This window comes from Bacillus sp. DU-106, from assembly GCF_004799705.1.
In the GTDB taxonomy this organism is placed as follows: domain Bacteria; phylum Bacillota; class Bacilli; order Bacillales; family Bacillaceae_G; genus Bacillus_A; species Bacillus_A cereus.
In genome coordinates this window covers 579,215-605,375 of record NZ_CP026607.1, presented here as the reverse complement: position 1 = coordinate 605,375, position 26,161 = coordinate 579,215, and the positions used below count along the sequence as shown (strand labels likewise).

The window sequence follows — 26,161 nt, the reverse complement described above, 5'->3', positions numbered from 1 at the left end:
ATCAACCGAATAGCATAAAGAAAAAGGCGTGATTTAATCACGCCTTTTTCTTTTGCAGTAATAGTAAAAAAGTTTCAAGATGGTCTTTCGTTTCTTCTAAAGACCACATACGATTTCCTTGCTTCGCAGCTAATACACACGCCTCTTCCCACGCGTTCTTTTTCTTCATATTTATTAATTCATCACGTAATTTCAAAACAATTTCTTCGTCTTCTTGTTCAATAAACTCTTCCATCACGCTTACTATTTCATCCTCATGAATACTTAACGTACAGTACGATTTAAGAAAGTATTGTAATGTCGTATACATAATGTACTCCCCCTTCTTATTTATCAGATGGATAAGAAGTAATAATCTTAAACCCTAATTCTCCTGACTTATCTCTTGCTAAAACAGTAACAGTTTTTACTAACTTGTCTTTTACACTCATATTTTTCTTTATTACCGTTTTTCCAACAGGAAATGAATGAGTTGTATTTAATACGAGACGAGCCTCTTTAGAATTTTTTAACCAATCTTGAATTTCCTTGTCATGTTGCTTCAAGCTATCTTTTACAGCTTTCGTCGCTGTTTCTTTATCATAGTATGTACTTGCGGCTGACACTTTATCTGTCTTCAAGCGATTCTTCAAATCCTCTTCTGACTTGCCTACATGTCTTTCAATCGTATGACCATTTTTAGGTGGTCCTTCCATTTCATCTAAAATATTATCACTAATTTTTTCTACCGATGTAGCTTGATTCCCTGTCTGTTTCTCTGTTTTTTGTTCTTTTCCTGCACATCCGCTTAAGATCAGCATTAATGCCAATAAACTACTGAAGAAAAGACTACTTATTCGTTTCATCATATCACCTCTTCCATGATTATTATCGCAACTTCACTAAAAGTCAATTTCACAACGAAAAAATCTATCAGTTTTCATTTTTTTCATCTATTTTTCCATATTTACCCCAGCAATTTCATCAACCCTCTATTTTTGCCTTTTATAATATATACCCCCTATATTTTTCGATTATTTCCCAGATGAAATCACAGATAACATAACTATAAAACTCTTTTATACAAAGGTTTTTATAGTATTTTTAAAAATATTTTAAAATACCCCTATTTTCATATACCTAATACCCATATAAGGTATAAAGACACCTTCTTATCAACGTTTTTCTACATTATGTAAATTTACCCTTGCCTATACAAACGAAATGTGGTGTAATGCAAAAAAAGATAAAGGATTTTAAACAATGGCTGAAACGATTCAAAATTTCTTAACAGAATACTATTCAATCGCAATTCCACTTAGTATCTTAATTAACATCATCATTAGTCTTTTAGGTTTTATCCCTAGTATTTTTTTAACCGCCATTAATATACAGCTCTTTGGCGTAACAAATGGTACTGTTATTTCGATCGCAGGCGAAGCATTAGGGGCTATTATCTCGTTTTATATTTACCGCATGGGCCTTCAAAAGTTCACTCACGATAAAGTAAATAAATACCCAAAGGTAGAGCGTCTTCTTTATGTAGAAGGTAGAGAGGCCTTTCTACTCGTTCTATCGTTTCGCTTGATACCTTTCATCCCATCAAGTATTGTGACTTTATTTGCGGCTCTAGGTAAGATGTCATTACTCTCCTTCAGTATTGCCAGCACAATAGGGAAAATACCGGCATTGTTAATCGAAGTATATTCTGCCTATCATGTCATGAACGGAACAAATGAAGCAAAGTGGATTGTGACAATTGCAGGTTGTATCGGATTATATTATTTGTGGAAAAAATGGAGAAAAAAATAAAGAAGGAGCATAGGCTCCTTCTTTATTTTTGAGGTATTTTATTAATAGCTATCCTTTAAATCCTTAGTTAATACCAACAGCACTAAATGATTGCTTAACTGCTGCTACTTCCGCAGAAGTCGCACCATATAAATCAGCTGCAGCTTGTACTGCACCAGCACGAGCTTGGCTAAATGTAGTAGATTGCGTGAAATATTGTGTATTTGCACGGTAATAAATTGCACCTAACTTATCTTTACCAATGCCCGTTACAGTTACACCCGAATGCGTACCACCATTTGCTAATAAATAAGCTTGTTTGTTAATGATACCACTGTTTGTATGAACCCCACCGTTATCACTAGTACCAGTGTAACGCTTAGAATAATGGTCTGGATCACCGTATTTCGCTGGATCACTCATAGAGCGAAGCGCATCTCCTGCTTTACCAGGCGTATAAATATCTTCACCAATCTCCCAATCCGGGTTACGGTTATCATAGAATTCTACTAAAGTACCAAAAATATCAGAAATTGCTTCATTTAGCGCTCCTGATTCATTTTGATAAATTAAGTCCGAGCTATTTTCAGTAACAGCATGCGTTAATTCGTGACCAATTACATCAATTCCACCAGATAATGAAGTGAATGTTACACCATCACCATCTCCGTATACCATTTGTGAGCCATTCCAGAATGCATTATTATACTTACTTCCGTAATGAACTGTCGATTTTAACGGAGCTCCTGCATCATTAATAGAGTTTCTGTTAAATGTAGCTTTATAATAATCATATGTTCTACCTGCATAGTAATGAGCATCTACTGCTGCTGCATCATACGCTGCATTGAAAACATTATCTGCATCTACCCATAAAGTTCCTGGCAATGTAGTACGATTTTTCGCATCATATGTGAAAATTGTTGCCCCGCGCGTATTATCTTGCAAGTAGTAAGATGAACCAGATAACGTTGTATTAAGTGATTTTGTATCTCCTAATACACCTTTACCAGTTCCTACTTTATTTGTTCCTGTTACAGGTTTTACTACTGCTTTCGCATCCTGTTTAGGAGCCTCTTGCTTAACTGGTGATTTATCTTCATTTGTTACATGATCCAATTTATTATATTTATTTAATACTTTACCGCTGTCTGCTTCAATGAAATAGTAGTAGTTTCCTGGACTTGGATCTAAGAAGTTTAGATTTACAACGTATGCATATGTTGTTTCTTCACCATTTTGATATACATATAAGTCCGCTTTTGGTTCTACCTCATATTTCGGTGTTACCCCTAAATCTTGCTGCGCGATTTCAATCGCTTTTGCGCCTTCAATCTTATTTTTATTTTTCAACTTTTCTTTCTTGTCTAAATCAGGTGCAACTGTTCCAGACAATACTTTTAAAGAACCGTCTTTACTTACGTGAGCTACTTGAGTAGAACCCCATACAGGTACTCCTTCGTAAACTTGTTGCATACGTACTACTGTTGAATCAGTTACAGCATCTTTCTTCACTTGTTTCACTTTGAAAGAATCTTGCGCACTCTTTTCCCCTAGCTTGTAATCACCTTTTGCTGCATTTAAGTAATCAAACACAACAGATTCCGCTTTCTTACCAGTCGCTCCAGTTAGATCACCAGAAATAAACTCAGGTGACTGTACTGTCTCATTGTACTTCTTCGTAGAGAGTACATTTTTAGAATCCGCAAATGCAGAGCCTGTCCCTCCAAATGTTGTAACTGCCATTCCTGTCGCTAACACTAACGCTAAACTTTTCTTTTTCATGAACCTTCCCCCTAATAAAAAATTTTTTTGAAAAAGAGTAGTTTTATATTAGCATTATGTTTCCACTATTAATATACTAAAAATTCAAATAATTATTTTCTCAAGTTTTGTAGAATTTTGAGGAACAAATATTGAAAAAACCCTTTCCGATTGGAAAGGGTGGAGATTATAAATTAACTTGTTCAACAGTTTTAGCTTGTTGACCAACAATATCAGGTTTACTGCTATATTGATGTATTCCTCCAGCAACTGTAAGAGTCAATATAAACGCCAATACTCCAAATACCATCTTTTTCATGTTTATTCCTCCTTATTATCATTCATTAAATCAATAACTAACCTATAATATCGATTACTTTCTTCAAATCTCGATAAACTGGAAAAATGTTCTGCTAGTTCAACGTATACTTTCTTTAATTCTATTTTATTTCCTGCAGATTTATACAACGGGATAGCCTCATTTTCCAAAAATGCTTTATAATCTTTTGCTTCTTCAAAATATTTATATCTAAGCATTAAAAGCAAATATAATTTTGCATTAAATCTCTCTTCCTGTTTTGCTGCATCAATTCCCTTATCAATTAATGTCCTTGCCTCTTCCAATTCTTCTAATTTAATGCATACTAATGCCATTTCGTATATTGTATCTAAATAGTTTAAATCTATTTGTTTTTGAAGTTGTAGACTATCTAAATAATATTTTTTCGCTTGCTGATATTTACCTTTTTTATAATAGATACTTCCCATATTACTTAAAGTAATAGCTAATAGTACATCCTTATCAGCAAAAGATGTGGCCTCTCTCAATATACTCTCATACATTTTTAAAGCTTCTTCATACTGACCTTTTTCTGTATAACTTACCGCAATAAGGATTTGGCAATTAATTATATTTCTAAACTTATATTCACTACGAAATCCTTCTAATGCCATATTTACAAAATGAATTGCAAGATGATGAATATCTAAATGAGTATATGCAAGCGCTATATTATAATACAAGCCTGTTTCATGATACCCTTGTTCTTTGGCCATTACTTCTGTTTTTAATAAGTAATCTAGCCCATCCTTCCATCTATACTGTAAACAGCACAATAATCCTCTACTATACATATATAACAACTTCTGAAATGGAGAATATTTTTTATATACCTTCTTCAACTTATCTAATTCTTCTTCGAGTGCAGAAATATCCCTTTTCATAATTAAATAACGTGTATACAGCAGTTTATAATAATTTATAATTTCAAAATCCAACACATGCTTCATTTCACCTTGCAACTCTTCATATATACGTTCTACTTGTTGCTTGTCTAAATGAACTAGTGCATTTAACCATTCATCTAGCTTCCCCTTCACATCTTCTTCTACATCTCTCAAATCCGTCACAGCAATTTCTAGTCTTGTGCAGAGCAATTGTAGAATTTCTTCTGATGCTTCGATCTTTCCATTTTCGATCTTACTTAAGTATGAGACAGAACAAATGCCCTGACATAATTCTTCTTGTGTCATTTTTTGCTGGAGCCGTTTATAAAAGACTTGTTTGCCTATTTTTTCTAATGTTTGTTGCATTGTCCTCCTCCATTCTCATTACCCCCATTACTCTAATAATACATAAAATTTGGAGAAATATAAATTGATAAATATAAATTTTCTAAAAAATATGCATAATTTCATTTTTTTCTCTCTTGACTTCACATCAATATCTCTTCTTTGCTACGAATGGTGAAAAATTGGTATACTATAACCAAATTATGGAGGTGTTCTTGCGATGACTCATTATAAAGACGATAGTTATGCCTTACATACAGACCTATATCAAATCAACATGGCTTATACATATTGGAAAGATGGTATTCATAATCGCCGTTCTGTTTTTGATTTATATTTTCGAAAGCTTCCATTTGAGAACGGCTACGCTGTTTTTGCTGGCCTTGAGAAAATTGTAGAGTACATAGAAAATTTCAGTTTTACTGAAAGCGATATCGCTTACTTAGCAGAATTACAATTCGAAGAAGAATTCCTTCATTATTTACAAAATATGAAATTCACTGGGACGATTCGCAGTATGCAAGAAGGTGAAGTTGTATTTAATAACGAGCCTTTATTACGTGTTGATGCACCACTTGGTGAAGCACAAATTATTGAGACTGCCCTCTTAAATATTGTGAATTACCAAACATTAATTGCCACAAAAGCAGCACGTATGAAACATGCTGCAAGTAATGATGAGCTTTTAGAGTTCGGCACAAGACGTGCCCATGAGTTCGATGCTGCCCTTTGGGGGACGCGTGCTGCCTTTATTGGTGGTTTCTCCTCTACAAGCAACGTTCGTGCTGGGAAACGCTTTGGGATTCCTGTAGCTGGCACACACGCTCACTCTTTCGTTCAAGCATATCGCGATGAATACGTCGCGTTTAAAAAATACGCTGAAACTCATAAAAAGTGCGTCTTTCTCGTTGATACATATGACACATTGAAATCTGGTGTTCCAAATGCGATTCGTGTTGCAAAAGAATTTGGGGATCGTATTGATTTCTATGGCATACGTCTTGATAGTGGTGATATGGCTTATTTATCGAAAAAGGCACGAAAACTACTAGATGAAGCAGGGTTTACAAATACAAAAATTATCGCTTCTAGCGATTTAGATGAATACACAATTATGCACCTTAAATCTCAAGGAGCAAAAATTGACGTATGGGGCGTTGGAACGAAATTAATTACGTCCTTTGAGCAACCTGCATTGGGGGCTGTTTACAAACTCGTTGCGATTGAAGATACTGACGGAAAATTAAATGATACAATTAAAATTTCATCTAACCCTGAAAAAATTACCACTCCAGGACTGAAACGAATTTATCGTATTATCAATCGGGTTAACGATCATGCAGAAGGCGATTATATTGCGTTAGATTCTGAAGAACCAGGAAAAGAAGAGCGCTTAAAAATGTTCCATCCAGTTCACACATATATAAGTAAATTCGTAACAAACTTTGAAGCCCGTGAACTGCATAAAGACATTTTCGTTAACGGTGAAAGAACATATGAACTACCAAGTATATTAGATATTCAAAAATATAATGAACAGAGCCTCTCTCTATTTTGGGAAGAATATATGCGAACTTTAAACCCTGAAGAATACCCTGTCGATTTAAGCCAAGAGTGCTGGGATCATAAAATGAATTACATTCAAACAGTTCGAGAACAAGTTGAAAAAAACATACAAAAGTAAACAGAGAAGTTTCCCCTTCTCTGTTTTTTCAATACTATATGGATATTTGTAAAAAATATATTAAAATAATAAGACGAATGTATTTTATTTGTAAATTTTAATATTATACTATTTTAAAGTAAAATAATATTTGATATTATTTTATTGAGTCAATTTCAACAAAATCACCAATAAAAAAGAGGACGCGGTTCGCGTCCTCTTTTTTATAAATCTTTCACTCGTAATACACGCATTGCATTTAACACTGCAAGTAGTGTCACACCAACATCTGAGAAAACAGCTTCCCACATTGTTGCAATACCAAAGGCACCAAGTAATAAAACGATCCCTTTTACACCTAGAGCAAAGATGATATTTTGCCACACTATACTTCTTGTGCGTTTTGCAATTTTTACAGCTGTCGCAATTTTTGAAGGCTCATCAGTCATAATAACGATGTCTGCCGCTTCAATTGCTGCATCTGACCCTAAACCACCCATCGCAATACCAACGTCTGCACGGGCTAATACTGGTGTATCGTTAATACCGTCACCAACGAAGGCAATTTTTTCTTTTCCGTGCTTCGCTGCATCAATTTTTTCAATCTCTTCTACTTTTTGTTGCGGTAGTAATTCCGCATGAACTTCATCTAAGCCTAATTCTTTACCAACAGCTTCACCAACTGTTTTTGCATCACCAGTTAACATTACTGTCTTTTTAATACCTAGTTCTTTTAACTTTTGAATCGCTTGTTTCGAATCCTCTTTTACCTCATCAGAGATAACAATATAACCTGCATATCTTCCATCTACAGCAACGTGAACTAATGTACCTACTGTTTCTGGTTGCTTAAATTCAATATTTTCTTTTCTCATTAATTTTGCATTACCTGCAAAAATTTCTTTTCCTTGTACTTTTACGACTGTACCGTGACCAGAAATTTCGTTATAATCATCGATTATTTTTTCATCAATTGATTTTCCATATGCCTTTCGAATAGATTGGGCAATTGGATGGTTAGAATATACTTCAGCAAATGCCGCATACTCTAATAACTCTTCACTTGTAGTGCCTTCGCTCGGTTCCATTTTTGTAACTTTGAAAACACCTTTTGTTAATGTTCCTGTTTTGTCAAAAACAATATATTTCACATCATTTAAAGCTTCTAAATAGTTACTACCTTTTACTAACACACCACTTTTAGATGCACCACCAATACCTCCAAAGAATCCAAGAGGAATGGATACAACTAACGCACATGGACAAGAGATTACTAAGAACACTAAAGCTCTATAAATCCACTCAGAGAATGTAGCTCCTTCTAAAATAAGTGGTGGAATAAACGCCATGATTGCCGCTGTAATAACTACAACTGGAGTGTAGTAACGTGCAAACTTCGTAATAAAGTTTTCCGTTGGTGCTTTTTTACTGCTTGCATTTTGAACTAAATCTAAAATTTTCGATACAGTTGATTCACCGAATTCTTTTGTAACTTCAATTGTCAACACACCGTTTTGGTTCACAAAGCCACTTAATACATCATTTCCAACTTCAACTTCACGTGGTACAGATTCACCTGTTAATGCTGAAGTATCTACCATTGATGTTCCTTCAATTACTTTTCCGTCTAACGGCACTTTCTCACCTGGCTTAACGATAATATAATCGCCAATTTGTACATCTTCTGGTGATACTTGTTTCGTTTCATTTCCAACCTTTACATTCGCATAATCAGGACGAATATCCATTAATGAAGTAATTGATTTTCGAGAGCGGTTTACCGCAATGCTTTGGAATAGTTCTCCTACTTGATAAAATAGCATTACTGCTACAGCTTCTGAGTATTGTTGAATTGCAAAAGCTCCTACAGTTGCAATTGCCATTAAGAAGTTTTCATCAAATACTTGGCCACGAGTTATGTTTCTTACCGCTCTCCAAACGATATCTCCACCTATTAATAAATAAGCAAGGACGAATAACGGAATTGTTACCATTTGTGGTAAGCCCGCTAATGCAGCAATTGCTGTCAAAATTCCGCCAACCACTAATCTCCCTACCATCTTTTTCACATTTGCTTCACCATGATCATGACTATGCCCGTGGTCATGACCGTTCTTCTCTTCACGAACAACTTTCACGTCTGGCTCTAACTTTTGAACGACATTTGTTATATTTGCTACAGTCGCTTCTAGTTCTCTTTTATTCGCAACTTCTACTCGTAGTTTCTTCGATACGAAATCAACAGTTGCTTCTGAGACAGCTGGCATTTCCTTCACTTTATTTTCAATTTTCATTGCACAGTTCGCGCAATCTAAACCTTCTAATATAAATACTTCTTTAGCAATTTTATTTTTTTGTTCTTCTTGCACTTTAATATGCGGTTCTAATTTTGTAACGAGTTGTTTTGCTTCCGTAACAACTTCGTTTTCTTTATTTTGTGCCGTTTCTAAAATCATTGTCTTTGTTGCAAAGTTTACAGAGCAAGAATTTACTCCTTCTATATTCCCAACACCTTTTTCAATTTTCATTGCACAATTCGCACAATCTAAACCTTCTAACATCAGTTTCTTTTTCACTAACGCTTCAGCCATCGTTCTCCCTCCTCGCGTTCTTTTTATTCTTCTTCGTTTACGTGTTCAAACGCTTGCTCGAAGATATGAATTACGTGCTGGTCAGCTAACGAATAATAAACAACCTTTCCTTCTTTACGATTCTTCACAAGTTTCGCTTGCTTTAACACACGAAGCTGATGCGAAATAGATGATTGTGTCATTCCTAATAAATAAGCTAAATCACAAACGCACATTTCAGCTTCAAATAGCGCATGTAATATTCTCGTACGTGTACGGTCACCTAATACTTTAAATAGTTCTGCTACTTTACTTAAACTTTCATCAGTTGGAATTGTTTGTTTTACTTGCTCTACAACTTCTTCATGAATTATCGTTTGAGAACATGTCTCTTGTGGTGTTTCTACTTTATTTCCAGCCATTATAGCTCACCTCTTTAATTGAACATATGAACAATCATTCATATATCTTATACTCTTATTATATGAGCGCCTACTCATATGTGTCAATGAAATCTGAATTTTTTTTATGAACATTCCGTTCACATTTTAATAAGTCGTATACATATTTTTCGCATCCTCTATATTCTCATACAAAAAAGGATGCACAATTCGCACACCCCTTTTTACTTACTTTTCATTTTCACCGCATCCACAATTAAAGAAACAAATCCTAACTGATTATCCCGATTTCTATGGTCAAAACGTTTCGAACGATAAATAAATCCATCTTTCTCATTCCAATCATTATAGTGAAACTTACCATTCTCATCACAGTATTCTAAGAGCCTCACTTGAAAACCTGCTGATTCAAACATGGACGTGATTGTTTTATAGTTATGAACAATTTTATGGCTTGCTGCAGGATGATCTAATGGACCAGGTCCACCTACTTGTACCCCTTGCTGATATTCTTCATCTGGAAAAAATGCATCTGGTACTGCACAACGAATATATCCATTCTCCATTAAAAACTCATAACAAATTTTTGCAGCTTCAATTCCTTCTTCATATGATAAATGCTCCCATACATGTTCTGCCAAAATTACTGATAAAGAATTAGGTTGAAATTTATCAAGCCAAGTTTCTCTCCGTAATAAGTTTAATTCTTCTTCATTCGTATGTAACCAACCAGGGTTATTATTATAACCCTCTGCTCCAACTACAACTTTTGTTTCTTCCATTTTGCTCCCACCCTTTTTTCATATTCCGACATAAAAATTCAACAAAGTAATATATATTCCCTTTATTTCAACAAAAGAAAAAGCCTTGCGCGCTCCCTAGACGCACAAGGCTTACTATACTTATATCCCTTTTAATTAAGCTTTTAATTAGCTTGTTCTAAATTATCCTGCGAACTTCCATCGTCTTTTAAATGACTATGTTTTTTCGAATAAACAAAGTATACAACTACTCCAATTGCTAACCAAGCACCGAAGTACATCCATGTTTTTAATGGTAGATTTACCATTAAGAATAGACAACATGCAATCGAAATAATCGGCAAGATCGGTACAAGTGGTACCATAAATCCACGTTGTAATTTTGGATGTGTTTTACGAAGAATAATAACTGACACACCAACCATCGCAAATGTTAACAACGCTCCAATATTCGCTAAATTCGACAATTCTTTTAAATCGATAAATCCAGCAATTAAAGCACTACCAATTCCTGTTAACCAAACTGTAAATGTTGGCGCTTCTGTCTTTTTATTAATTTTCGCGAAAGATTCTGGCAATAAACCGTCACGGCTCATCGCAAAGAATACACGTGTCGTTGCATAAATGTAAGCAAAAATTACTGCCATAATACCAATTACAGCTCCAATTGCGATTACACCTGCTACTTTATCTTGTCCTACAACTTCTAACACATATGCCATAGCTTCTGGTACATCTAATTCTTTATAAGAAACCATACCCGTCATAACGAGACAAACTACAACATAAATGATTGTACAAATGACTAACGAAGCGATAATACCAATCGGTAGATCACGTTGCGGATTTTTTACCTCTTCAGCAGAAGTTGCTAATGCATCAAATCCTAAGAAAGCAAAGAATACTGCTGCTCCCCCCGCGAAAACTCCACTTAAACCGTACGGTGCAAATGGTATCCAGTTTTCTGGTTTCACGTAGAATACACCAACTGCAATGAATAAAACAACGATACCAATTTTAATTAATACCATTATGTTATTCACGCGTTTACTTTCTTTCGTACCTCTTGATAATAACCAAGTTATAACTAATGTAACGATAACTGCTGGTAAATTCACCATACCACCTTGAGACGGAATCGTTAGCAGTGCTTTTGGAATTTCAAGCCCTAATCCACTCACTAAGTTATGGAAGTAACCAGTCCATCCGCCAGCTACTGCGGCAGTCGTTACAACATATACGGATAGTAATGTCCATCCCATTAAATGAGCTACAAACTCACCAATAGTTGCATATGAGTATGTGTACACACTACCTGAAACAGGAAGTGTAGAAGCCACCTCTGCGTAACATAATGCTGCAAATCCACAAACGATGGCTGCAATCATGAATGAAAAAATAACTGCTGGACCAGCATCTCTTGCTGCTACTAATCCAGTTAATACTAGAACTCCTGTACCAATTATCGCACCAATCCCTAGCATTGTTAGGTCAAATGCCCCTAGCGTTTTCGTCAAAGTTTTACTTTTACTTTCCCCTAACAATTGCGTAACGGATTTCTTTTTAAATAGGTTGGCCACGATGTATGCCCCCTTTTGCCAAGAAGAGCTAAGAGATCTTCACTCTTAGCTCTTATCATGTTGTTTTATATATTGTTCGATTTTGTTTTGTATAATGCTTCTATTAGCAAGATACTGTTTCTGCTTCTAATAATTCTTTAGCACCTTTGTACTCTACACCGTGAGCTTCTGCAACTGCTTCGAATGTTACATAGCCATCTAATGTGTTAATACCTTTTAGTAATGCAGAGTTGCCTAGGCAAGCTTCTTTGTAGCCTTTGTTAGCAATTTGTACTGCATATGGTACTGTTACGTTTGTTAATGCAAGAGTTGATGTACGTGGAACCGCACCTGGCATGTTTGCAACTGCATAATGAACAACGCCGTGTTTTTCGTAAGTTGGGTTATCATGAGTTGTAATACGGTCAGTTGTTTCGAAAATACCACCTTGGTCAATCGCGATATCTACAACAACAGAACCTGGTTCCATTGATTGAATCATTTCTTCTGTTACAAGTTTTGGAGCTTTTGCACCTGGGATTAATACTGCACCGATTACAAGATCAGACTCTTTAACAGCTTCTGCAATATTGTAAGGATTAGACATTAAAGTTTTTACTTGGTTTCCGAAAATGTCATCTAATTGACGAAGACGTTCTGCACTTAAGTCGATGATTGTTACATCCGCACCTAGTCCAACTGCAATTTTAGCAGCATTTGTACCAGCTTGTCCACCACCGATGATTGTTACTTTACCACGTTTAACCCCTGGAACACCTGCAAGTAAGATACCTTTACCGCCTTTGTTTTTCTCAAGGAATTGTGCACCAATTTGTGCAGCCATACGACCAGCTACTTCACTCATAGGTGCAAGTAATGGTAATGAACGGTTTTCTAATTGTACTGTTTCATATGCGATAGAAACAACTTTTTTCTCGATTAAAGCTTTTGTTAATTCTGGCTCTGGAGCTAAGTGTAAGTATGTGAACAAGATTAAGCCTTCACTGAAGTGTTTGTATTCGCTTTCAATTGGTTCCTTAACTTTCATAACCATTTCCATATTCCAAGCTTCTTCAGCTGTATCAACAATTTTTGCTCCCGCTTCAACATACTGAGCATCTGTGAAACCAGACCCTAAACCTGCACCCTTTTGAATGAATACTTCGTGATTGTTACGAATTAAATGTACAACACCTGCTGGTGTCATTGCCACACGGTTTTCGTTGTTTTTAATTTCTGCTGGTACCCCAATACGCATAATGAAATGCCCCCTTATAATTAACAGAAAAAAGAGATTCTTTTTTCTTTTTGTAATAATTAATAACTTATGTCCTTATTCTAGCATAACTTAAAAGTTATGAAAACGCTAACATATCATTTTCCTAAAGTTTTTATATTTAGAATAGTGTAAATATATAAAACATTGATTCTATTAGGGGTTTCGTGTCATTCCATTATCTTTCACTCTATTTTTATTATACTGCTTCAAAATAAACAGCAATCATTTATTATTTGACAATAATTTAACAATGTAAGAAACCTAAGCGATAACGTATACATATACAGTTATTACTTTACTCAATACTTTAGAGATATATTCTTTTCACAAAAAAACAGCTGCTAGCATTTAGCTAGCAGCTGGGTAACTTATAAATAACTTAGAAAATAAATCATCTGTCGTTTCAGTAATTTTATCAAACAGATCACTTTCTTCCGCTTCTTGCTCTTTTAACATCTTAATTGTTTCACGTGCATCTTCAGGGTAATCGGTTATAATACCATCTACGTTTAACTTATAATATGCCTTTAAATTTTCCATATCATTTACTGTCCATACGTAAATTGGTTTGTTTAACTTCCTTGCTTCTTTTACTAATTTCTTATTTAACATATATTCTTCTGCTACGTAAAAGTCAGCCTTCACATTCTTTAAGTTAGCTCTACTTGCATACAGTATATACCCTACTTTTATATCTGGATTTGCACGCTTAAACTCTTTAATAAGTGGATAGTGTAACGTTTGAATTACACATTGCTTCTCAAATTCATTATCTTTAATCGTTTTTAAGACTTTGTTTACAAAATCTTTTTCGCCCCCATGAAGCTTCACTTCTATATTAAGTTTGATTTTGCCATTTGCTAGCTTAATGATTTCATCAAGTGTACTTATTTGTCCTGAAAGTCCATCTTGACTAAGGGTAAGCTGCCTTAACTCCGCCATCGTTAAATCTGACACATGCACATTAGCATTTGCGAGACGTTTCAGCTTCAAATCATGTATAACCGCTAGCTCACCGTCTTTCGTTTGTAATACATCTATTTCAGCGTAGTCTGCTTTTGCATCAATAGCACCTTGCACAGCTTCTTTCGTATTTTCTACGCCTTTTGATATATACCCGCGGTGCGCCATAATAATCGGTTCTTTATACGAATTTGAAATAAACGTTACAATGAAGGCAACGACCATTCCCGCAGTAATAATCCCTACAATGTATACGCCAATGAATTTCCAACGATGTTTTTGGAAGAAACATTTATCTGCTTTCGTTTTCGAATAATCTAATCCTTCTTCTAATAAAACATCCTCAACTGGAACCTTTTGTAAGTATAATCGCGTAATCGCCATAATATAAAATGGCGTCACGATAAAGCTGAATAAATACAATGTACTCGTTAAAAATACAGAAATCGTTGATTCAGCTAATAATGCAAATGTTCCTTTCGGGTTTGTAAATTCATAAACACCCCATAGGCACAATAAATACATTCCCAAAAACATGACATATACAATTCCAATTGAAATAAAAAATCCTACTAAAAAGAATAGTACTTTAAAAAAGCTTTCCTTTACTAAAGTTGCACTTTTACGTGCTGCCACGCGAAATGGTTTTTGCTCTAAAACAACAATAGGTAGAACGAAAATCCATCTAAGATTCAAATACGCGACTACAGCAAAGAACGTGTAATAACCAACTTGTCCCATCGTTGTCTTAAACAGCTCTCCTGTAATAAAGTTAGGAATTTGAATTTGCGGGATTAATGCCGTTTCATATCCCATATTTAAAAGAGGCAACAATACGACAGCATATAAAATAAATCCTGGTAAGCAATATGTGAAAAGAGTAGGTAAATACGTTACCGTTTTATATAAAATCGGACGTAATTTCACCTTCTGTCTTTTATGAGCGAAATACGAAATAATAATAAGCACCGCAAATTCTGTAAAGATAAGAAACAGTGCTAACAATGATAAAATTACGATTGCTAAGATGCCATAAGGCGTCTTTAAAAACGCTAATAATTCATCATTTGTCGCATTTGCATAACCACCAAAATACAATAACTTATTAAAAATGATTCCAAATAGCGGAACAAACACAATCGCTGCTAATAATTTATAAGCAAGTTGAAAAGTTAATACATTCCAAAAGGCAAATTTAACTGTTTGAAAGGAATGTCTCATTACTCCTGGTATAGATAGTTTTTTACGGTGTTGCATATATTCCTCCAAATTCTAAAACGGTATTTGAGATGGATTCCATATTTCCAGTTCTAATCCATCTTTTTAATAATAATATATTCCGCTTAACATGAACACACTTATACATATAATGAAAAAAGTGATGGCTACTTCCCATCACTTTTTCATTTATTCTATTTTTTCTCTAGCCCTTGTCCAAATGCTTTCAAGAAGCTAAAACCGAATGTAATAGCTCTATTGATATCTGGATCTTTTAATACTTTAAAGAAATCCATCACTTTTGTTTTTTTACCACTATTTAATTCATCTGTTGCAAATTGCAATCCTGTAACTAAACTTGACGTAATTTGCTTCGTTATTTCTGGGTCAACTGAAGATAACGCTTCTCCTGCCCCCATCATATTATTTAACGCATTTTTAACGGGTTCACGATTTAATTGCTCCACAGCGATTTTTGAAACATCTTCCTTCGCAGCAAGTAAACTAATTGCCGCATCTAATATACCAGCCTTCTGCAACTGTGCTAAAAGCTGCATCGTTTCTTCTACTGCTTCACGATTATTAGATAGCTCATTTAGAAGTTCATCTGCTACTTGCTGTTTCTGTTCTTCCTCTGTTACAACTTTCTTTTTAATTACAGTAATTTCTTTCGCCACTATCTCCGCCCCCTAGTCCACAAGTGATACGTATTGTTTTCTTTGCCATTTTTGCTGGATTTCAACACCGTTTTGCGGATTACGCTTTTTATCTCTCGGGTTTGAAGATGGTAACGGACGATTCCCTTTTTCACGTAGTACACGCATCTTTACCATCGTTTGTTTGTACGCTGGTGTACACGTATAAAGATCTGTCGCCGTTCCAGTTAAAATATTGATTGCCTCTTCATTTACCGTTGCATGCATCGGTAAATATAGCTCTTTCCCCGTTACACGCTCTGTAACAAGTGCCTGTACTTTAATTTTCCCAAATGGTGATGCTAATTCTACAAGGCCACCATCTTTCACATTGCGCTCTAGGGCAAGTTCAGGCGAGATTTCAACGAACACTTCAGATACTTTAGATAAAATACCAGCCGATTTATTCGTCATATTCCCTTCGTGGAAATGTTCTAACATACGACCATTATTTAAAAGTAAATTATACTCATCTGGCGCTACAACTGGTGGTACCCATTCATCTAATGATAGACGAGCTAGTTTATCCGGGAAGTTAAATCCGTCCACATATAATAGCGGTGTATCGCTACCATCATGGCTACCCCAACATAAACTATTCCATCCTTCTAAACGATCGTATGTTGCCTGAGAATATAAAGGTGCAAGCGATGCAATTTCATCCATGATTTCACTTGGACTTTCATAATTCCAGTCCCCGCCAAGCGCACGAGCTACTTTTTGTAAAATCCACCAGTCTGGCTTTGAATCACCAAGCGGCTTCAATACTTCATATAATCTTTGAATACGGCGCTCTGTATTCGTAAATGTTCCCTCTTTTTCTAAGCTTGGTGCTGCCGGTAAAATAACATCAGCAAAACGAGCTGTTTTCGATAAGAACATATCTTGAACAACAAGGAAATCTAAATTCGCTAAAATATGTTGTACATGGTTGGCATTCGAATCTACTAAAGCCATTTCTTCACCCATAACATACATACCACGCAGTTTTCCTTCATCTGCCGCAAGTAACATTGCAATATTATTTAAGCCTGGTGCTTTCGGAATTGTAGTACCGTATGCTTTTTCAAATTTCGCACGGAGCGCATCATCTGAAACCGCTTGGTAACCTGGAAGCCAGTTTGGTAATGTTGCCATATCACAAGCGCCTTGTACGTTATTATGTCCGCGTAATGGATATGCTCCTGCACCAGGACGACGATAATTACCCGTAACAAGCAATAGATTTGAAATTGCTGCTGAAGTTGTACTTCCTCCAGTATTTTGCGTTACACCCATTCCCCAAAGTACACAAGTACCATCTGCTTCATATACCATACGAGCCATTTCTTTCAGATTTTCTTTCGAAATCCCCGTAATCTCTTCTGTATAATCAAGCGTATACTTTTCTACCATTTTGCTATATTCATCAAAATTCTTCACATTTTCAGCTATGAACTTTTTATCGTGCCAATCTTGATCAATAATATATTTCGTAATACCAGCGAGCCATACATAATCAGTTCCTTGGCGCGGATGAATGAATAAATCCGCACGCTCTGCCATTTCATGTTTACGAAGATCCGCCACAATTAATTTTTGGTCATGTAATTTATGAGCACGTTTTACACGCGTTGCAAGTACAGGATGTCCTTCTGTTGGATTTGCTCCAACGATAATGACAAGGCCAGCTTCCGCAATATCTTTCACTGTTCCAGCGTCTCCGCCCATACCGACAGTTTTAAATAAACCGTCTGTTGCTGGAGATTGACAATAACGGGAACAGTTGTCTACATTATTCGTTCCATATATTTGACGGGCTAATTTTTGCATAAGATAATTTTCTTCATTCGTTACTTTTGAAGAAGAAATAAACCCAAATGCATCACTGCCATATTCTGATTTAATATGCTGCATATTGGATGCAACAACTTCAAGAGCCTCTTCCCATGAAGCTTCAACAAACATATCTCCTTGGCGAATTAATGGCTTTGTAATTCGATCTTCACTGTTTACAAAATCCCATCCAAATTTGCCTTTTACGCATGTGGAAATACCGTTAACCGGCGCATCTGAAACAGGCTGTACTTTCAAAATGTGGCGGTCTTTCGTCCATACTTCAAATGAACAACCTACACCACAAAATGTACAAACTGTTTTTGTTTTATTCACTTTCGTCTTACGCATCGCAGCCTCTACTTCTGAAACTGCTAAAATACTACTATATCCAGGCTCTACATCCTTTACAAAATCAATCATCGGATCTAACACATCCGGTTTCAATCCAGTCATGAATCCAGCTTCACCTAACATTGATTTCTCCATCAACGCATTACATGGACATACTGTTACACATTGCCCGCAACTTACACAAGATGAGTCATTTATACTTACACCATTGTCCCATATAACACGTGGACGGTCTAAGCTCCAGTCTATCGATATTGTTTCATTAACCTGTAAGTTTTGACATACTTCTACACACTGTCCACAAGCAATACATTGATTTGGATCATATCGATAAAACGGATGTGACATATCCACTTCACACGCACTTACTTTTGGCTCATACGGATATTTCTGTTCCTCAATTCCCATCATATGTACTGTATTGTGGACTTTACAGTTACCATTATTGTTATCACAAACGGTACAATACAGTAGATGATTCTCTAATATTCGATCCATTGCCTCAGTCTGCGCCTCTTTTGCACGCTGGGACTGCCTTTCGATATGCATACCGTTCTCTAATTTCGTTGAACAAGCACGCAATAACTTTCCATTTACTTCTACAATACACGTATCACAAGTTTGAATTGGATCTACTTCTGGTACATGACAAATTTGAGGATGTTCCAAATTACTCTCGTTAAATAATTGTAGTATCGTCTTTTCACCTGATGCAGAAAATTCTTTACCATCGACGGTTACACGGACTGTCTGTTCTGCCATAGTTTCCCCTCTCCTTACAACCAACTGTACAACACAATCATGAATCCGTTTTCAAAATCGCATTACTGTACATATTTTTGAAACGCTCTACCCAAATACTTTCTTATGAAGTCGATTCTAGATGTTATAAGGTATAACTACGAAAGCTTGAAAATATCACTATTCTACAGTTCTATTATATCGTACATATACAATAATAACCAAAATAATCTGTGATCTTCTTGTTAATAGGTGTTTTTATTTTTCCCATTGTTTTATGATAAATGTGGGAGAGAAATACATATAAAAGGGGAATTAAATATGGGGCCTACGCAAGAGACTTATACAATTGTATGTTATCAATCTGGTACATTTTCAAAACAACTTGATGAGATTGTTACAGAATCTCCTATTACTATTAAATTGAATGGTGAAGAATATGTAACAGTCGTATGCACACCAAATTATATTGAAGATATGGTAATTGGTTTTTTAATTTCTGAGGGGATTATTTCTTCCTATAACGATGTTGAAGAACTATGGGTTCAAAAAGATAACGGAATTGTCCATGTAAAATCATCAAAAGTGAATCCGCTCTATCAAACTTTATATAATAAACGATACGTCACTTCTTGCTGCGGAAAAGGTAGACAAGGTTTTATTTTCGTAAACGATGCAGCAAAAGCAAAAGACTTACATGATATACATGTAAAAATTACTCCTGAAGAATGTTTTTACTTAATGAATACGTTACAACAATCTTCCACTACCTTTCGCCAAACCGGCGGTGTTCACAATACCGCGCTCTGTGATCGAAACAAAATCCTCCTATCAAGAATGGATATTGGCAGACATAATGCATTAGATAAAATATATGGTCATTGTTTGCGCAACGATATATCTGTTAAAGGAAAAATTATCGCATTTAGCGGACGTATTTCATCTGAAATTTTACTCAAAGTTTCAAAAATCGGATGTGAAATTGTTCTATCTAAATCTGCCCCAACAAAACTAGCATTGCAACTCGCTCACGATTTAGGCATTACAGTCGTAGGATTTATCAGAAATGAATCCTGCAATATTTACACACATCCACATCGAATTGATGGTTATCAATCGAATAACTAAAATAACTCCTCAATTGAGGAGTTATTTTAGTTATGAAAATGTAATATATTAAAGACTTGAATAGTTAATAAAGTTAATATATAATTTCATTACATATTAAAAAACAAAACATTGTAGCATATATCTTTTCATTCTTTTACAAATTAAAAGAGACTGCTAACAAAACACATACACACTCTTATAAAAGTAATGGATTTATTTTATTTGAAATCGACCAAGGAGGTTACAACTATGGAAATTCGCTTATTAACGACAGAGGACGCAGAAATATATTTAAAAGTTTGTATGGAAGGTTTAACGAAGAACCCGGAAGCTTTTAGCTCTTCCTATGAAGACGTTTTGAAACATGAGGATCCTGTAGCTGCTATGGCAAAACGATTAAGCAATCCGGATAAGTATACTCTAGGGGTCTTCAAAGATGATGATTTAATCGGCATTGCTACTTTAGAAACAAAGCCTTTTATTAAACAAGAACATAAAGCAAAAATCGGTTCCGTTTTCGTTTCCCCAAAAGCGCGTGGCCTTGGAGCAGGACGAGCTCTTATTAAAGCAATTATTGAAAATGCCGATAAATTACATGTAGAACAACTTATGCTCGATGTTGTAGTTGGTAACGCTGGTGCAAAAAAATTATATGAATCATTAGGTTTCCAGACTTACGGCGTACAAGAGCGTTCATTAAAACATAACGGTCAATATTGGGACGAGGAACATATGGTTCTGTTCTTAAATGATTAATACTTCAATATAGTTTTCCAAAAGCATCTTTTTATTAAGAAAGATGCTTTTTTCATTACAACAATGTAATCTTCATGTCACCTTTATCGATCGTACCAAACCTTTCCATTCATTATACTAAAAATATAAAGTGAAACTTTACTCAGTGGGGAACTACATCCCACGCTGATCGCATGTACTTGATATGTAGAGGAGAATGTGACATGAAACAAAACAAACGAGCTATGCTTTTAATATTTACTACAGCAATTGTAACTTCTGGATTAGCAATTTTACCTTGGTTTATTATATGAACACTCCCCCTAACAATGAAAAAAGCTGATTGCTTCTTAAGAAGCAATCAGCTTTTTTTATATTATAAAATCCCCAAAATTTTATTTACGCAACTTATAATAATAACCATAGATACGGCAACGCACATGACAACCGTATTACGATCTTGCTTTTCTTTTTTTGAAATTTCTTCTTTTGAATTCATGTGTATGATCTCCTTTTAAAAAAAGTGTGAGATAGGAAATTTTTCTTATCCGATGCGAGGTGAATACGAAAACCCTCTCTATCTCACATACACAATAGAATGGAATTGTCATTTTATAAATAAAATGACATGACGTTATGTCGCAACATAGGGTATTTTGTGTCGCTACGTTTTCTATTATAAAAAATAGTTGTGCAAAACTAGTGCATTTTTTATGTCAATTACTCTGAGCGAAAAAATCAGCCCTCCATTCAATCACATAAAAAGAGTTTTTTATTATTTTCATGTAAACTATACAAGTAGAATGAACAGTTTGGGGTGCACAAGATTATGGTAAAAATTTTATTAGTAGACGATGAAGAACGTATGTTACGATTATTAGATCTGTTCTTAAGCCCTCGCGGCTATTTTTGTATGAAAGCTACCTCTGGCCTTGAAGCACTAAAATTAATCGAACAAAAAGAATTCGATATTATTTTATTAGATGTTATGATGCCAAGTATGGATGGATGGGATACTTGCTATCAAATTCGTCAAATTTCCAACGTTCCTATCATTATGTTAACAGCTCGCAACCAAAACTACGATATGGTGAAAGGCCTCACGATGGGCGCAGATGATTATATTACAAAACCATTTGATGAGCATGTATTAGTCGCACGAATCGAGGCTATATTACGCCGTACAAAAAAAGATGGCTTTGTTAGTTTCAATGGTATTGAGTGGGATAAAACGAAACATACTGTCACAGTTTATGATGAAAAAATCTCATTAACTCCTATCGAATTTTCGTTACTCGGACTATTTTTACAAAATACAAACCGTGCTTATAGCCGAGATGATTTAATCGAAAAAATTTGGGGCTATGAAACAGATATCGAATATAGAACAATTGACTCACACATTCGTAATATCCGTGATAAACTACGCAAAAAAGGATTTCCGATTGAAGATTACCTAGAAACGGTCTATAAAGTCGGATATAAATGGAAAAGTGAATAATTACTTCGGTCAGTGGGAAATCGTATACCACTGACTCTTTATTATGAATAAGGTATGGTGAAAAAATGAGTAAACTTTCCCTTAAAATTGGGACATACTTTTTAATATTAGCTTTATGTATTGAAACAATTGCTTTCGTATCTTTTTATAAAAGCCTTTCAAAAATGCGTATTGTAGAGGAAACAGATGCTCTTTTAGAGAAAGGTAATCGCTATAGTAAAAAAATTAAAAGCCGCGAGAGACGGGATGAATATTATAAAGAAATGAAACACGCTGAACATAATAAAAATCCTAAACGTCCTGTGTACCCTGAGTTCGATATTACGAATGAGGCTGCACACTTAGTTGAATCGGAATCAATTTCTAACTCCGATATAGCTATCATTATTACTGACCATAATGGCAAAATTATTTCCACCTCAGAACCCGTAACAAAAGATATGCAAAAACAACTTACTTGTAAAACAGAAACTGTCCCAGACGGCGGATTGGTCGTTGAAAGGAACTGGAAAAAATCAAAGTTCATCACAACAGTAAGCCCACTTAACACAACAAAGTTTCAAGGAAAGCTATATATGTTATTAAAAACATCTTTCCTAGAAAATATGTTACTTAAACTCATGAACCAATTTCTTATCATTAGCGTTTTAACAATTATTTTAACAACAATTTCTGTCTTTGTTTTTTCACGCGTTATTACAGAACCACTTGTAAAAATGAAGAGAGCGACAGAAAAAATGTCAAAATTAAACAAGCCAATTCAATTAGGTATTAAACGAAATGATGAACTCGGAAGTTTAGCAAAAACAATTGAAGATTTATCGAGTGAACTTACGTATATGAAAAAAGAGCGCAATGAATTTCTCGCTAGTGTCGCTCATGAACTATTAACTCCATTGACCTATATGAAAGGTTATGCGAAGGTAGCAAAGAGAGACTCTTTAACAAAAGAGGAGCGAGAAGAATACTTACAAATTATTGAGGATGAAACGGATAGTGTAACCGATCTCGTCCAAGATTTATTTATGCTTGTACAATTAGAACAACACCAATTTGTTATAAAAAAACAAAAAGTGCTTCTTCAGCCATTTTTAGAACGAATGGTAGAAAAAACAAAAACAACATTAACAAATAAGCAAATGCAACTTCATGTATATTGCAAAGATGATTTAGAAGTTTGTATAGACGAAAGACGTATGGAACAAGTTATGTTAAATTTATTACACAACGCTTATCAACATTCGCCAGAAAACACAGCCATTACGATACGTGTACTCATGGAAACAGATTCTTTTACAATAAGTGTACAAGATGAAGGTGAAGGTATTCCTGAAGAAGATATCCCGCATATATTTGACCGTTTTTATCGTGTCGATAAATCTAGAACACGAGCTACAGGCGGAAAAGGTATCGGGCTAGCTGTTGCAAAGGAAATTGTAGAATTGCATAACGGTTCTATTCTAGTAACAAGCCAATTAGGAGCGGGAACAAACTTTATAATCGAGCTACCTTTTGAATAATATGCGTGTGAAAACACCAGTAGCAGTAAACACTACTGGTGTTATTTTGTTCATAAAAACAGCTCATATAAGCTAAGCTTTTGAAATTATTCTTATTTCAATATAAAATAAAGGTACATTTGCAAAGATTTGGAGGGTGATATAATTGGATATCCATGTATTAACAAAAGACGAAGCAGAAATTTACTTAGAACTTCGCGTAGAAGGATTAAAGCAAAACCCTGAAGCATTCAGCTCTTCTTATGAAGATATTATTAATAAAGAGTGTGCGATTGAATATAAAGCACAAAAATTAGCACAAGATGAAAACTATACGCTAGGTGCATTTAAAGATGGAAAATTAATCGGGGTTGCAACACTGGAAACGAAACCATATGTAAAACAAGAACATAAAGCTAAAATCGGTTCTGTATATGTATCTCCAAAAGCGCGCGGACTTGGAGCAGGAAAAGCACTTATTAAAGAATGTCTTGAGCTTGCTAAATCTTTAGAAGTAGAACAAGTTATGCTTGATGTTGTTGTTGGCAACGATGGAGCGAAAAAACTTTATGAATCATTAGGTTTTAAAACATTCGGTGTACAAGAACGTTCATTAAAATATAACGGACAATATTGGGACGAAGAGCATATGGTCTTATTCTTAGATGAAAATAAATAATAAAAAACATCCTCATGTTTGGAGGATGTTTTTTACTTTCTTGTAAACCATGCCGTGTGTAATAATTGAATCGCTTTCGCAATTTCTTCCTCTGATAATATCGCAAACCCAAGTAAAACTACATTTTCAGGTGCAGTATCGTCTTTATAGTACGTAGACACAGGATATATTTTGATACTATGTTTCGCAGCTTCTTGAATTAATTCTTCTTCCCGCATTCCATTATGCACTTTTAATAAAATGTGTAATCCTGAATCTTCTCCTATCACTTCAACACGATTAGAGAAATACTTCTCTATTTCAAAAACAAGTCGATCTCTCTTCTTTCGGTAGACGACACGCATTTTATGAATATGTTTTTCCCAATAGCCTTCATTTAAAAATCTTCTAATCACTTCTTGGTCCATTCTTGAAACACTTTGTGTATAAAATAAATATTGCTGTTGATACTTTTTAATTAATTTCTTCGGCAACACCATATAGCTCATCCGTAGCGATGGTAATAATGCTTTAGATAGCGTCCCCATATAAATAACTTTCCCCTCTGTATCTAACCCTTGCAGCGCCGGTATAGGCTTTCCAGAATAGCGAAATTCACTATCATAATCATCTTCAATAATATACCTGCTCTCTTCTTTCTTGGCCCATTGTAAAAGCTGCGTCCTTCTCGTAATAGGCATAATCATTCCATACGGAAACTGATGGGAAGGTGTAACAAATACAACATTCGCATTGCTATTTTCTAAATCCGCAATACAAATTCCATCTCTATCTAAAGATAACATTTGGACTCTTGCTTCTCCCTGTTCAAAAACAACCATCTTTCTATGATACCCTGGGTTTTCAACTGCATAATTGCTTCCCTTTAACAATTGAAACAATAGTTTCACTAATATTTGTGTTCCCGCTCCTAATACAATTTGACTAGCTGAACAACGTACACCTCTAGATTCATACAAATAATTCGTAATCTCTTCTCTTAAGCTCGCTTCTCCTTGAGGGTGTCCTAGAAAGAGAAGTTCGTTATTATGCGGCTGCCATATTTCATTTACAATTTTCCGATACATATTGAATGGAAAAGCATTTGTATCAATTCCTGTTTGTGTAAAATCAAATTTATAACTCTTCTCCTGAAACGGTACTTCTTCTATTCTATCTCCGCTATCCTCTATATGAACCATTTGCTCAATCTTGCATACAAAATAACCTTTTCTCGATATCGACTCAATATAACCTTCTGCCAGTAATTGTTCGTACGCTGCCTCTACTGTATTTTTACTTACTTGTAAATGTATCGCTAACTTTCGCTTAGCCGGTAATTTCGTAAAAGGGACAATCGATCCATCTTTAATTTCTTTTTTTATATACTCATACAATTGCACATACAATGCCTTTTTACTATTCATATTTAAATTAGGCGTTAATTCTAACATAATATCTGACCCCTTAATAAAACTAAAATCTGATACTTTTTACAGTACCAGAAGTTATATATAATTCCTTTTATCATGT

22 protein-coding genes are annotated in these 26,161 nt (G+C 35.0%); 7 read left to right on the top strand and 15 right to left on the bottom strand.

From position 1 onward, the window contains the following. Positions 1 to 37 precede the first annotated feature (37 nt). Together C3Y97_RS03145 and C3Y97_RS03140 are read right to left on the bottom strand one after the other, a co-directional pair. Positions 38 to 310, bottom strand: a complete 273-nt coding sequence (locus C3Y97_RS03145; RefSeq protein WP_000288803.1) for a hypothetical protein — start codon at positions 308 to 310, stop codon at positions 38 to 40. A gap of 16 nt (positions 311 to 326) precedes the next feature. Next, the gene (locus C3Y97_RS03140; RefSeq protein ID WP_000822694.1) at positions 327 to 845 is read right to left on the bottom strand and encodes an RNase A-like domain-containing lipoprotein; all 519 of its coding nucleotides are present in this window, start codon (positions 843 to 845) and stop codon (positions 327 to 329) included. 397 nt (positions 846 to 1,242) lie between these two features. Here C3Y97_RS03140 and C3Y97_RS03135 point away from each other — a divergent pair, with 397 nt between their 5' ends. Further along, positions 1,243 to 1,791 (top strand): TVP38/TMEM64 family protein, encoded by a 549-nt coding sequence (locus tag C3Y97_RS03135; RefSeq protein ID WP_000852222.1) that lies wholly within the window; start codon positions 1,243 to 1,245, stop codon positions 1,789 to 1,791. Between the two features lie 63 nt (positions 1,792 to 1,854). Here the strand turns inward: C3Y97_RS03135 and C3Y97_RS03130 are convergent, their stop codons facing one another. From C3Y97_RS03130 to C3Y97_RS03120, 3 genes are all read right to left on the bottom strand, one after another. Next, on the bottom strand, positions 1,855 to 3,555 hold the full coding sequence (locus C3Y97_RS03130) for a M4 family metallopeptidase (RefSeq protein ID WP_000730383.1): 1,701 nt from the start codon (positions 3,553 to 3,555) through the stop codon (positions 1,855 to 1,857). A gap of 166 nt (positions 3,556 to 3,721) precedes the next feature. Then, positions 3,722 to 3,853 (bottom strand): quorum-signaling peptide NprX, encoded by a 132-nt coding sequence (gene nprX / locus C3Y97_RS03125; RefSeq protein ID WP_000738910.1) that lies wholly within the window; start codon positions 3,851 to 3,853, stop codon positions 3,722 to 3,724. Between the two features lie 2 nt (positions 3,854 to 3,855). Further along, complete coding sequence (locus tag C3Y97_RS03120) at positions 3,856 to 5,127, bottom strand: tetratricopeptide repeat protein (RefSeq protein WP_001187961.1); 1,272 nt, start codon at positions 5,125 to 5,127, stop codon at positions 3,856 to 3,858. A gap of 199 nt (positions 5,128 to 5,326) precedes the next feature. Here C3Y97_RS03120 and C3Y97_RS03115 point away from each other — a divergent pair, with 199 nt between their 5' ends. Continuing rightward, entirely contained in the window at positions 5,327 to 6,790 is a 1,464-nt protein-coding gene (locus tag C3Y97_RS03115; protein WP_000150184.1) for a nicotinate phosphoribosyltransferase, read from the top strand. Positions 6,791 to 6,993: 203 nt separating this feature from the next. Here the strand turns inward: C3Y97_RS03115 and C3Y97_RS03110 are convergent, their stop codons facing one another. The 8 genes from C3Y97_RS03110 to fdhF all read right to left on the bottom strand — a co-directional run bounded on the left by C3Y97_RS03110 (position 6,994) and on the right by fdhF (position 19,146). Next, entirely contained in the window at positions 6,994 to 9,360 is a 2,367-nt protein-coding gene (locus tag C3Y97_RS03110) for a heavy metal translocating P-type ATPase (RefSeq protein WP_000796570.1), read from the bottom strand. A 23-nt stretch (positions 9,361 to 9,383) separates the two neighbouring features. After that, the gene (locus C3Y97_RS03105) at positions 9,384 to 9,761 is read right to left on the bottom strand and encodes an ArsR/SmtB family transcription factor (protein ID WP_000918378.1); all 378 of its coding nucleotides are present in this window, start codon (positions 9,759 to 9,761) and stop codon (positions 9,384 to 9,386) included. 203 nt (positions 9,762 to 9,964) lie between these two features. Beyond that, positions 9,965 to 10,522: a class I SAM-dependent methyltransferase gene (locus tag C3Y97_RS03100; protein WP_000393177.1), complete on the bottom strand. Its 558-nt coding sequence runs from the start codon at positions 10,520 to 10,522 to the stop codon at positions 9,965 to 9,967. A gap of 143 nt (positions 10,523 to 10,665) precedes the next feature. Next, positions 10,666 to 12,081 carry an amino acid permease gene (locus C3Y97_RS03095; RefSeq protein ID WP_001284893.1) on the bottom strand — a complete coding sequence of 472 codons (1,416 nt, stop codon included), beginning with the start codon at positions 12,079 to 12,081 and terminating at the stop codon, positions 10,666 to 10,668. Between the two features lie 103 nt (positions 12,082 to 12,184). Beyond that, positions 12,185 to 13,318 carry an alanine dehydrogenase gene (ald, locus tag C3Y97_RS03090; RefSeq protein WP_001219745.1) on the bottom strand — a complete coding sequence of 378 codons (1,134 nt, stop codon included), beginning with the start codon at positions 13,316 to 13,318 and terminating at the stop codon, positions 12,185 to 12,187. Between the two features lie 369 nt (positions 13,319 to 13,687). Continuing rightward, the gene (locus tag C3Y97_RS03085; protein WP_001164716.1) at positions 13,688 to 15,559 is read right to left on the bottom strand and encodes a glycerophosphodiester phosphodiesterase; all 1,872 of its coding nucleotides are present in this window, start codon (positions 15,557 to 15,559) and stop codon (positions 13,688 to 13,690) included. A gap of 155 nt (positions 15,560 to 15,714) precedes the next feature. Beyond that, the gene (locus C3Y97_RS03080) at positions 15,715 to 16,197 is read right to left on the bottom strand and encodes a helical membrane plugin domain-containing protein (RefSeq protein WP_001040540.1); all 483 of its coding nucleotides are present in this window, start codon (positions 16,195 to 16,197) and stop codon (positions 15,715 to 15,717) included. 12 nt (positions 16,198 to 16,209) lie between these two features. Next, positions 16,210 to 19,146 carry a formate dehydrogenase subunit alpha gene (fdhF, locus tag C3Y97_RS03075; RefSeq protein ID WP_000840664.1) on the bottom strand — a complete coding sequence of 979 codons (2,937 nt, stop codon included), beginning with the start codon at positions 19,144 to 19,146 and terminating at the stop codon, positions 16,210 to 16,212. 300 nt (positions 19,147 to 19,446) lie between these two features. Here fdhF and fdhD point away from each other — a divergent pair, with 300 nt between their 5' ends. Then, entirely contained in the window at positions 19,447 to 20,253 is an 807-nt protein-coding gene (gene fdhD / locus C3Y97_RS03070) for a formate dehydrogenase accessory sulfurtransferase FdhD (protein ID WP_136363018.1), read from the top strand. 231 nt (positions 20,254 to 20,484) lie between these two features. Beyond that, positions 20,485 to 20,991 (top strand): GNAT family N-acetyltransferase, encoded by a 507-nt coding sequence (locus C3Y97_RS03065; RefSeq protein ID WP_000405868.1) that lies wholly within the window; start codon positions 20,485 to 20,487, stop codon positions 20,989 to 20,991. 355 nt (positions 20,992 to 21,346) lie between these two features. On the opposite strand, the gene C3Y97_RS28240 is transcribed toward C3Y97_RS03065, so the two are convergent. Beyond that, positions 21,347 to 21,469, bottom strand: a complete 123-nt coding sequence (locus C3Y97_RS28240; RefSeq protein WP_001085006.1) for a hypothetical protein — start codon at positions 21,467 to 21,469, stop codon at positions 21,347 to 21,349. 330 nt (positions 21,470 to 21,799) lie between these two features. On the opposite strand from C3Y97_RS28240, the gene C3Y97_RS03060 reads away from it, so the two are divergent. The 3 genes from C3Y97_RS03060 (at position 21,800) to C3Y97_RS03050 (ending at position 24,649) form a co-directional block, all read left to right on the top strand. Then, positions 21,800 to 22,471 (top strand): response regulator transcription factor, encoded by a 672-nt coding sequence (locus tag C3Y97_RS03060; protein ID WP_000238957.1) that lies wholly within the window; start codon positions 21,800 to 21,802, stop codon positions 22,469 to 22,471. A 65-nt stretch (positions 22,472 to 22,536) separates the two neighbouring features. Then, positions 22,537 to 23,991 (top strand): HAMP domain-containing sensor histidine kinase, encoded by a 1,455-nt coding sequence (locus C3Y97_RS03055; RefSeq protein WP_000041022.1) that lies wholly within the window; start codon positions 22,537 to 22,539, stop codon positions 23,989 to 23,991. 145 nt (positions 23,992 to 24,136) lie between these two features. Further along, positions 24,137 to 24,649 carry a GNAT family N-acetyltransferase gene (locus C3Y97_RS03050; RefSeq protein WP_000351212.1) on the top strand — a complete coding sequence of 171 codons (513 nt, stop codon included), beginning with the start codon at positions 24,137 to 24,139 and terminating at the stop codon, positions 24,647 to 24,649. 32 nt (positions 24,650 to 24,681) lie between these two features. Here C3Y97_RS03050 and pdxR read toward each other — a convergent pair whose 3' ends face one another. After that, positions 24,682 to 26,082, bottom strand: a complete 1,401-nt coding sequence (gene pdxR, locus C3Y97_RS03045) for a MocR-like pyridoxine biosynthesis transcription factor PdxR (protein ID WP_086401960.1) — start codon at positions 26,080 to 26,082, stop codon at positions 24,682 to 24,684. Between the last annotated feature and the right edge of the window lie 79 nt (positions 26,083 to 26,161).

Bases quoted from the DNA above. Each gene is read 5' to 3' on its own strand.
- C3Y97_RS03065 (WP_000405868.1), top strand. From the start codon at position 20,485: ATGGAAATTCGCTTATTAACGACAGAGGACGCAGAAATATATTTAAAA.
- fdhF (WP_000840664.1), bottom strand. From the start codon at position 19,146: ATGGCAGAACAGACAGTCCGTGTAACCGTCGATGGTAAAGAATTTTCT.
- nprX (WP_000738910.1), bottom strand. From the start codon at position 3,853: ATGAAAAAGATGGTATTTGGAGTATTGGCGTTTATATTGACTCTTACA.
- C3Y97_RS03115 (WP_000150184.1), top strand. From the start codon at position 5,327: ATGACTCATTATAAAGACGATAGTTATGCCTTACATACAGACCTATAT.
- C3Y97_RS03055 (WP_000041022.1), top strand. From the start codon at position 22,537: ATGAGTAAACTTTCCCTTAAAATTGGGACATACTTTTTAATATTAGCT.
- C3Y97_RS03110 (WP_000796570.1), bottom strand. From the start codon at position 9,360: ATGGCTGAAGCGTTAGTGAAAAAGAAACTGATGTTAGAAGGTTTAGAT.
- C3Y97_RS03100 (WP_000393177.1), bottom strand. From the start codon at position 10,522: ATGGAAGAAACAAAAGTTGTAGTTGGAGCAGAGGGTTATAATAATAAC.
- C3Y97_RS03105 (WP_000918378.1), bottom strand. From the start codon at position 9,761: ATGGCTGGAAATAAAGTAGAAACACCACAAGAGACATGTTCTCAAACG.
- C3Y97_RS03120 (WP_001187961.1), bottom strand. From the start codon at position 5,127: ATGCAACAAACATTAGAAAAAATAGGCAAACAAGTCTTTTATAAACGG.
- C3Y97_RS03145 (WP_000288803.1), bottom strand. From the start codon at position 310: ATGTATACGACATTACAATACTTTCTTAAATCGTACTGTACGTTAAGT.
- C3Y97_RS03135 (WP_000852222.1), top strand. From the start codon at position 1,243: ATGGCTGAAACGATTCAAAATTTCTTAACAGAATACTATTCAATCGCA.
- ald (WP_001219745.1), bottom strand. From the start codon at position 13,318: ATGCGTATTGGGGTACCAGCAGAAATTAAAAACAACGAAAACCGTGTG.
- C3Y97_RS03060 (WP_000238957.1), top strand. From the start codon at position 21,800: ATGGTAAAAATTTTATTAGTAGACGATGAAGAACGTATGTTACGATTA.
- C3Y97_RS28240 (WP_001085006.1), bottom strand. From the start codon at position 21,469: ATGAATTCAAAAGAAGAAATTTCAAAAAAAGAAAAGCAAGATCGTAAT.
- C3Y97_RS03140 (WP_000822694.1), bottom strand. From the start codon at position 845: ATGAAACGAATAAGTAGTCTTTTCTTCAGTAGTTTATTGGCATTAATG.
- C3Y97_RS03085 (WP_001164716.1), bottom strand. From the start codon at position 15,559: ATGCAACACCGTAAAAAACTATCTATACCAGGAGTAATGAGACATTCC.
- C3Y97_RS03130 (WP_000730383.1), bottom strand. From the start codon at position 3,555: ATGAAAAAGAAAAGTTTAGCGTTAGTGTTAGCGACAGGAATGGCAGTT.
- fdhD (WP_136363018.1), top strand. From the start codon at position 19,447: ATGGGGCCTACGCAAGAGACTTATACAATTGTATGTTATCAATCTGGT.
- pdxR (WP_086401960.1), bottom strand. From the start codon at position 26,082: ATGTTAGAATTAACGCCTAATTTAAATATGAATAGTAAAAAGGCATTG.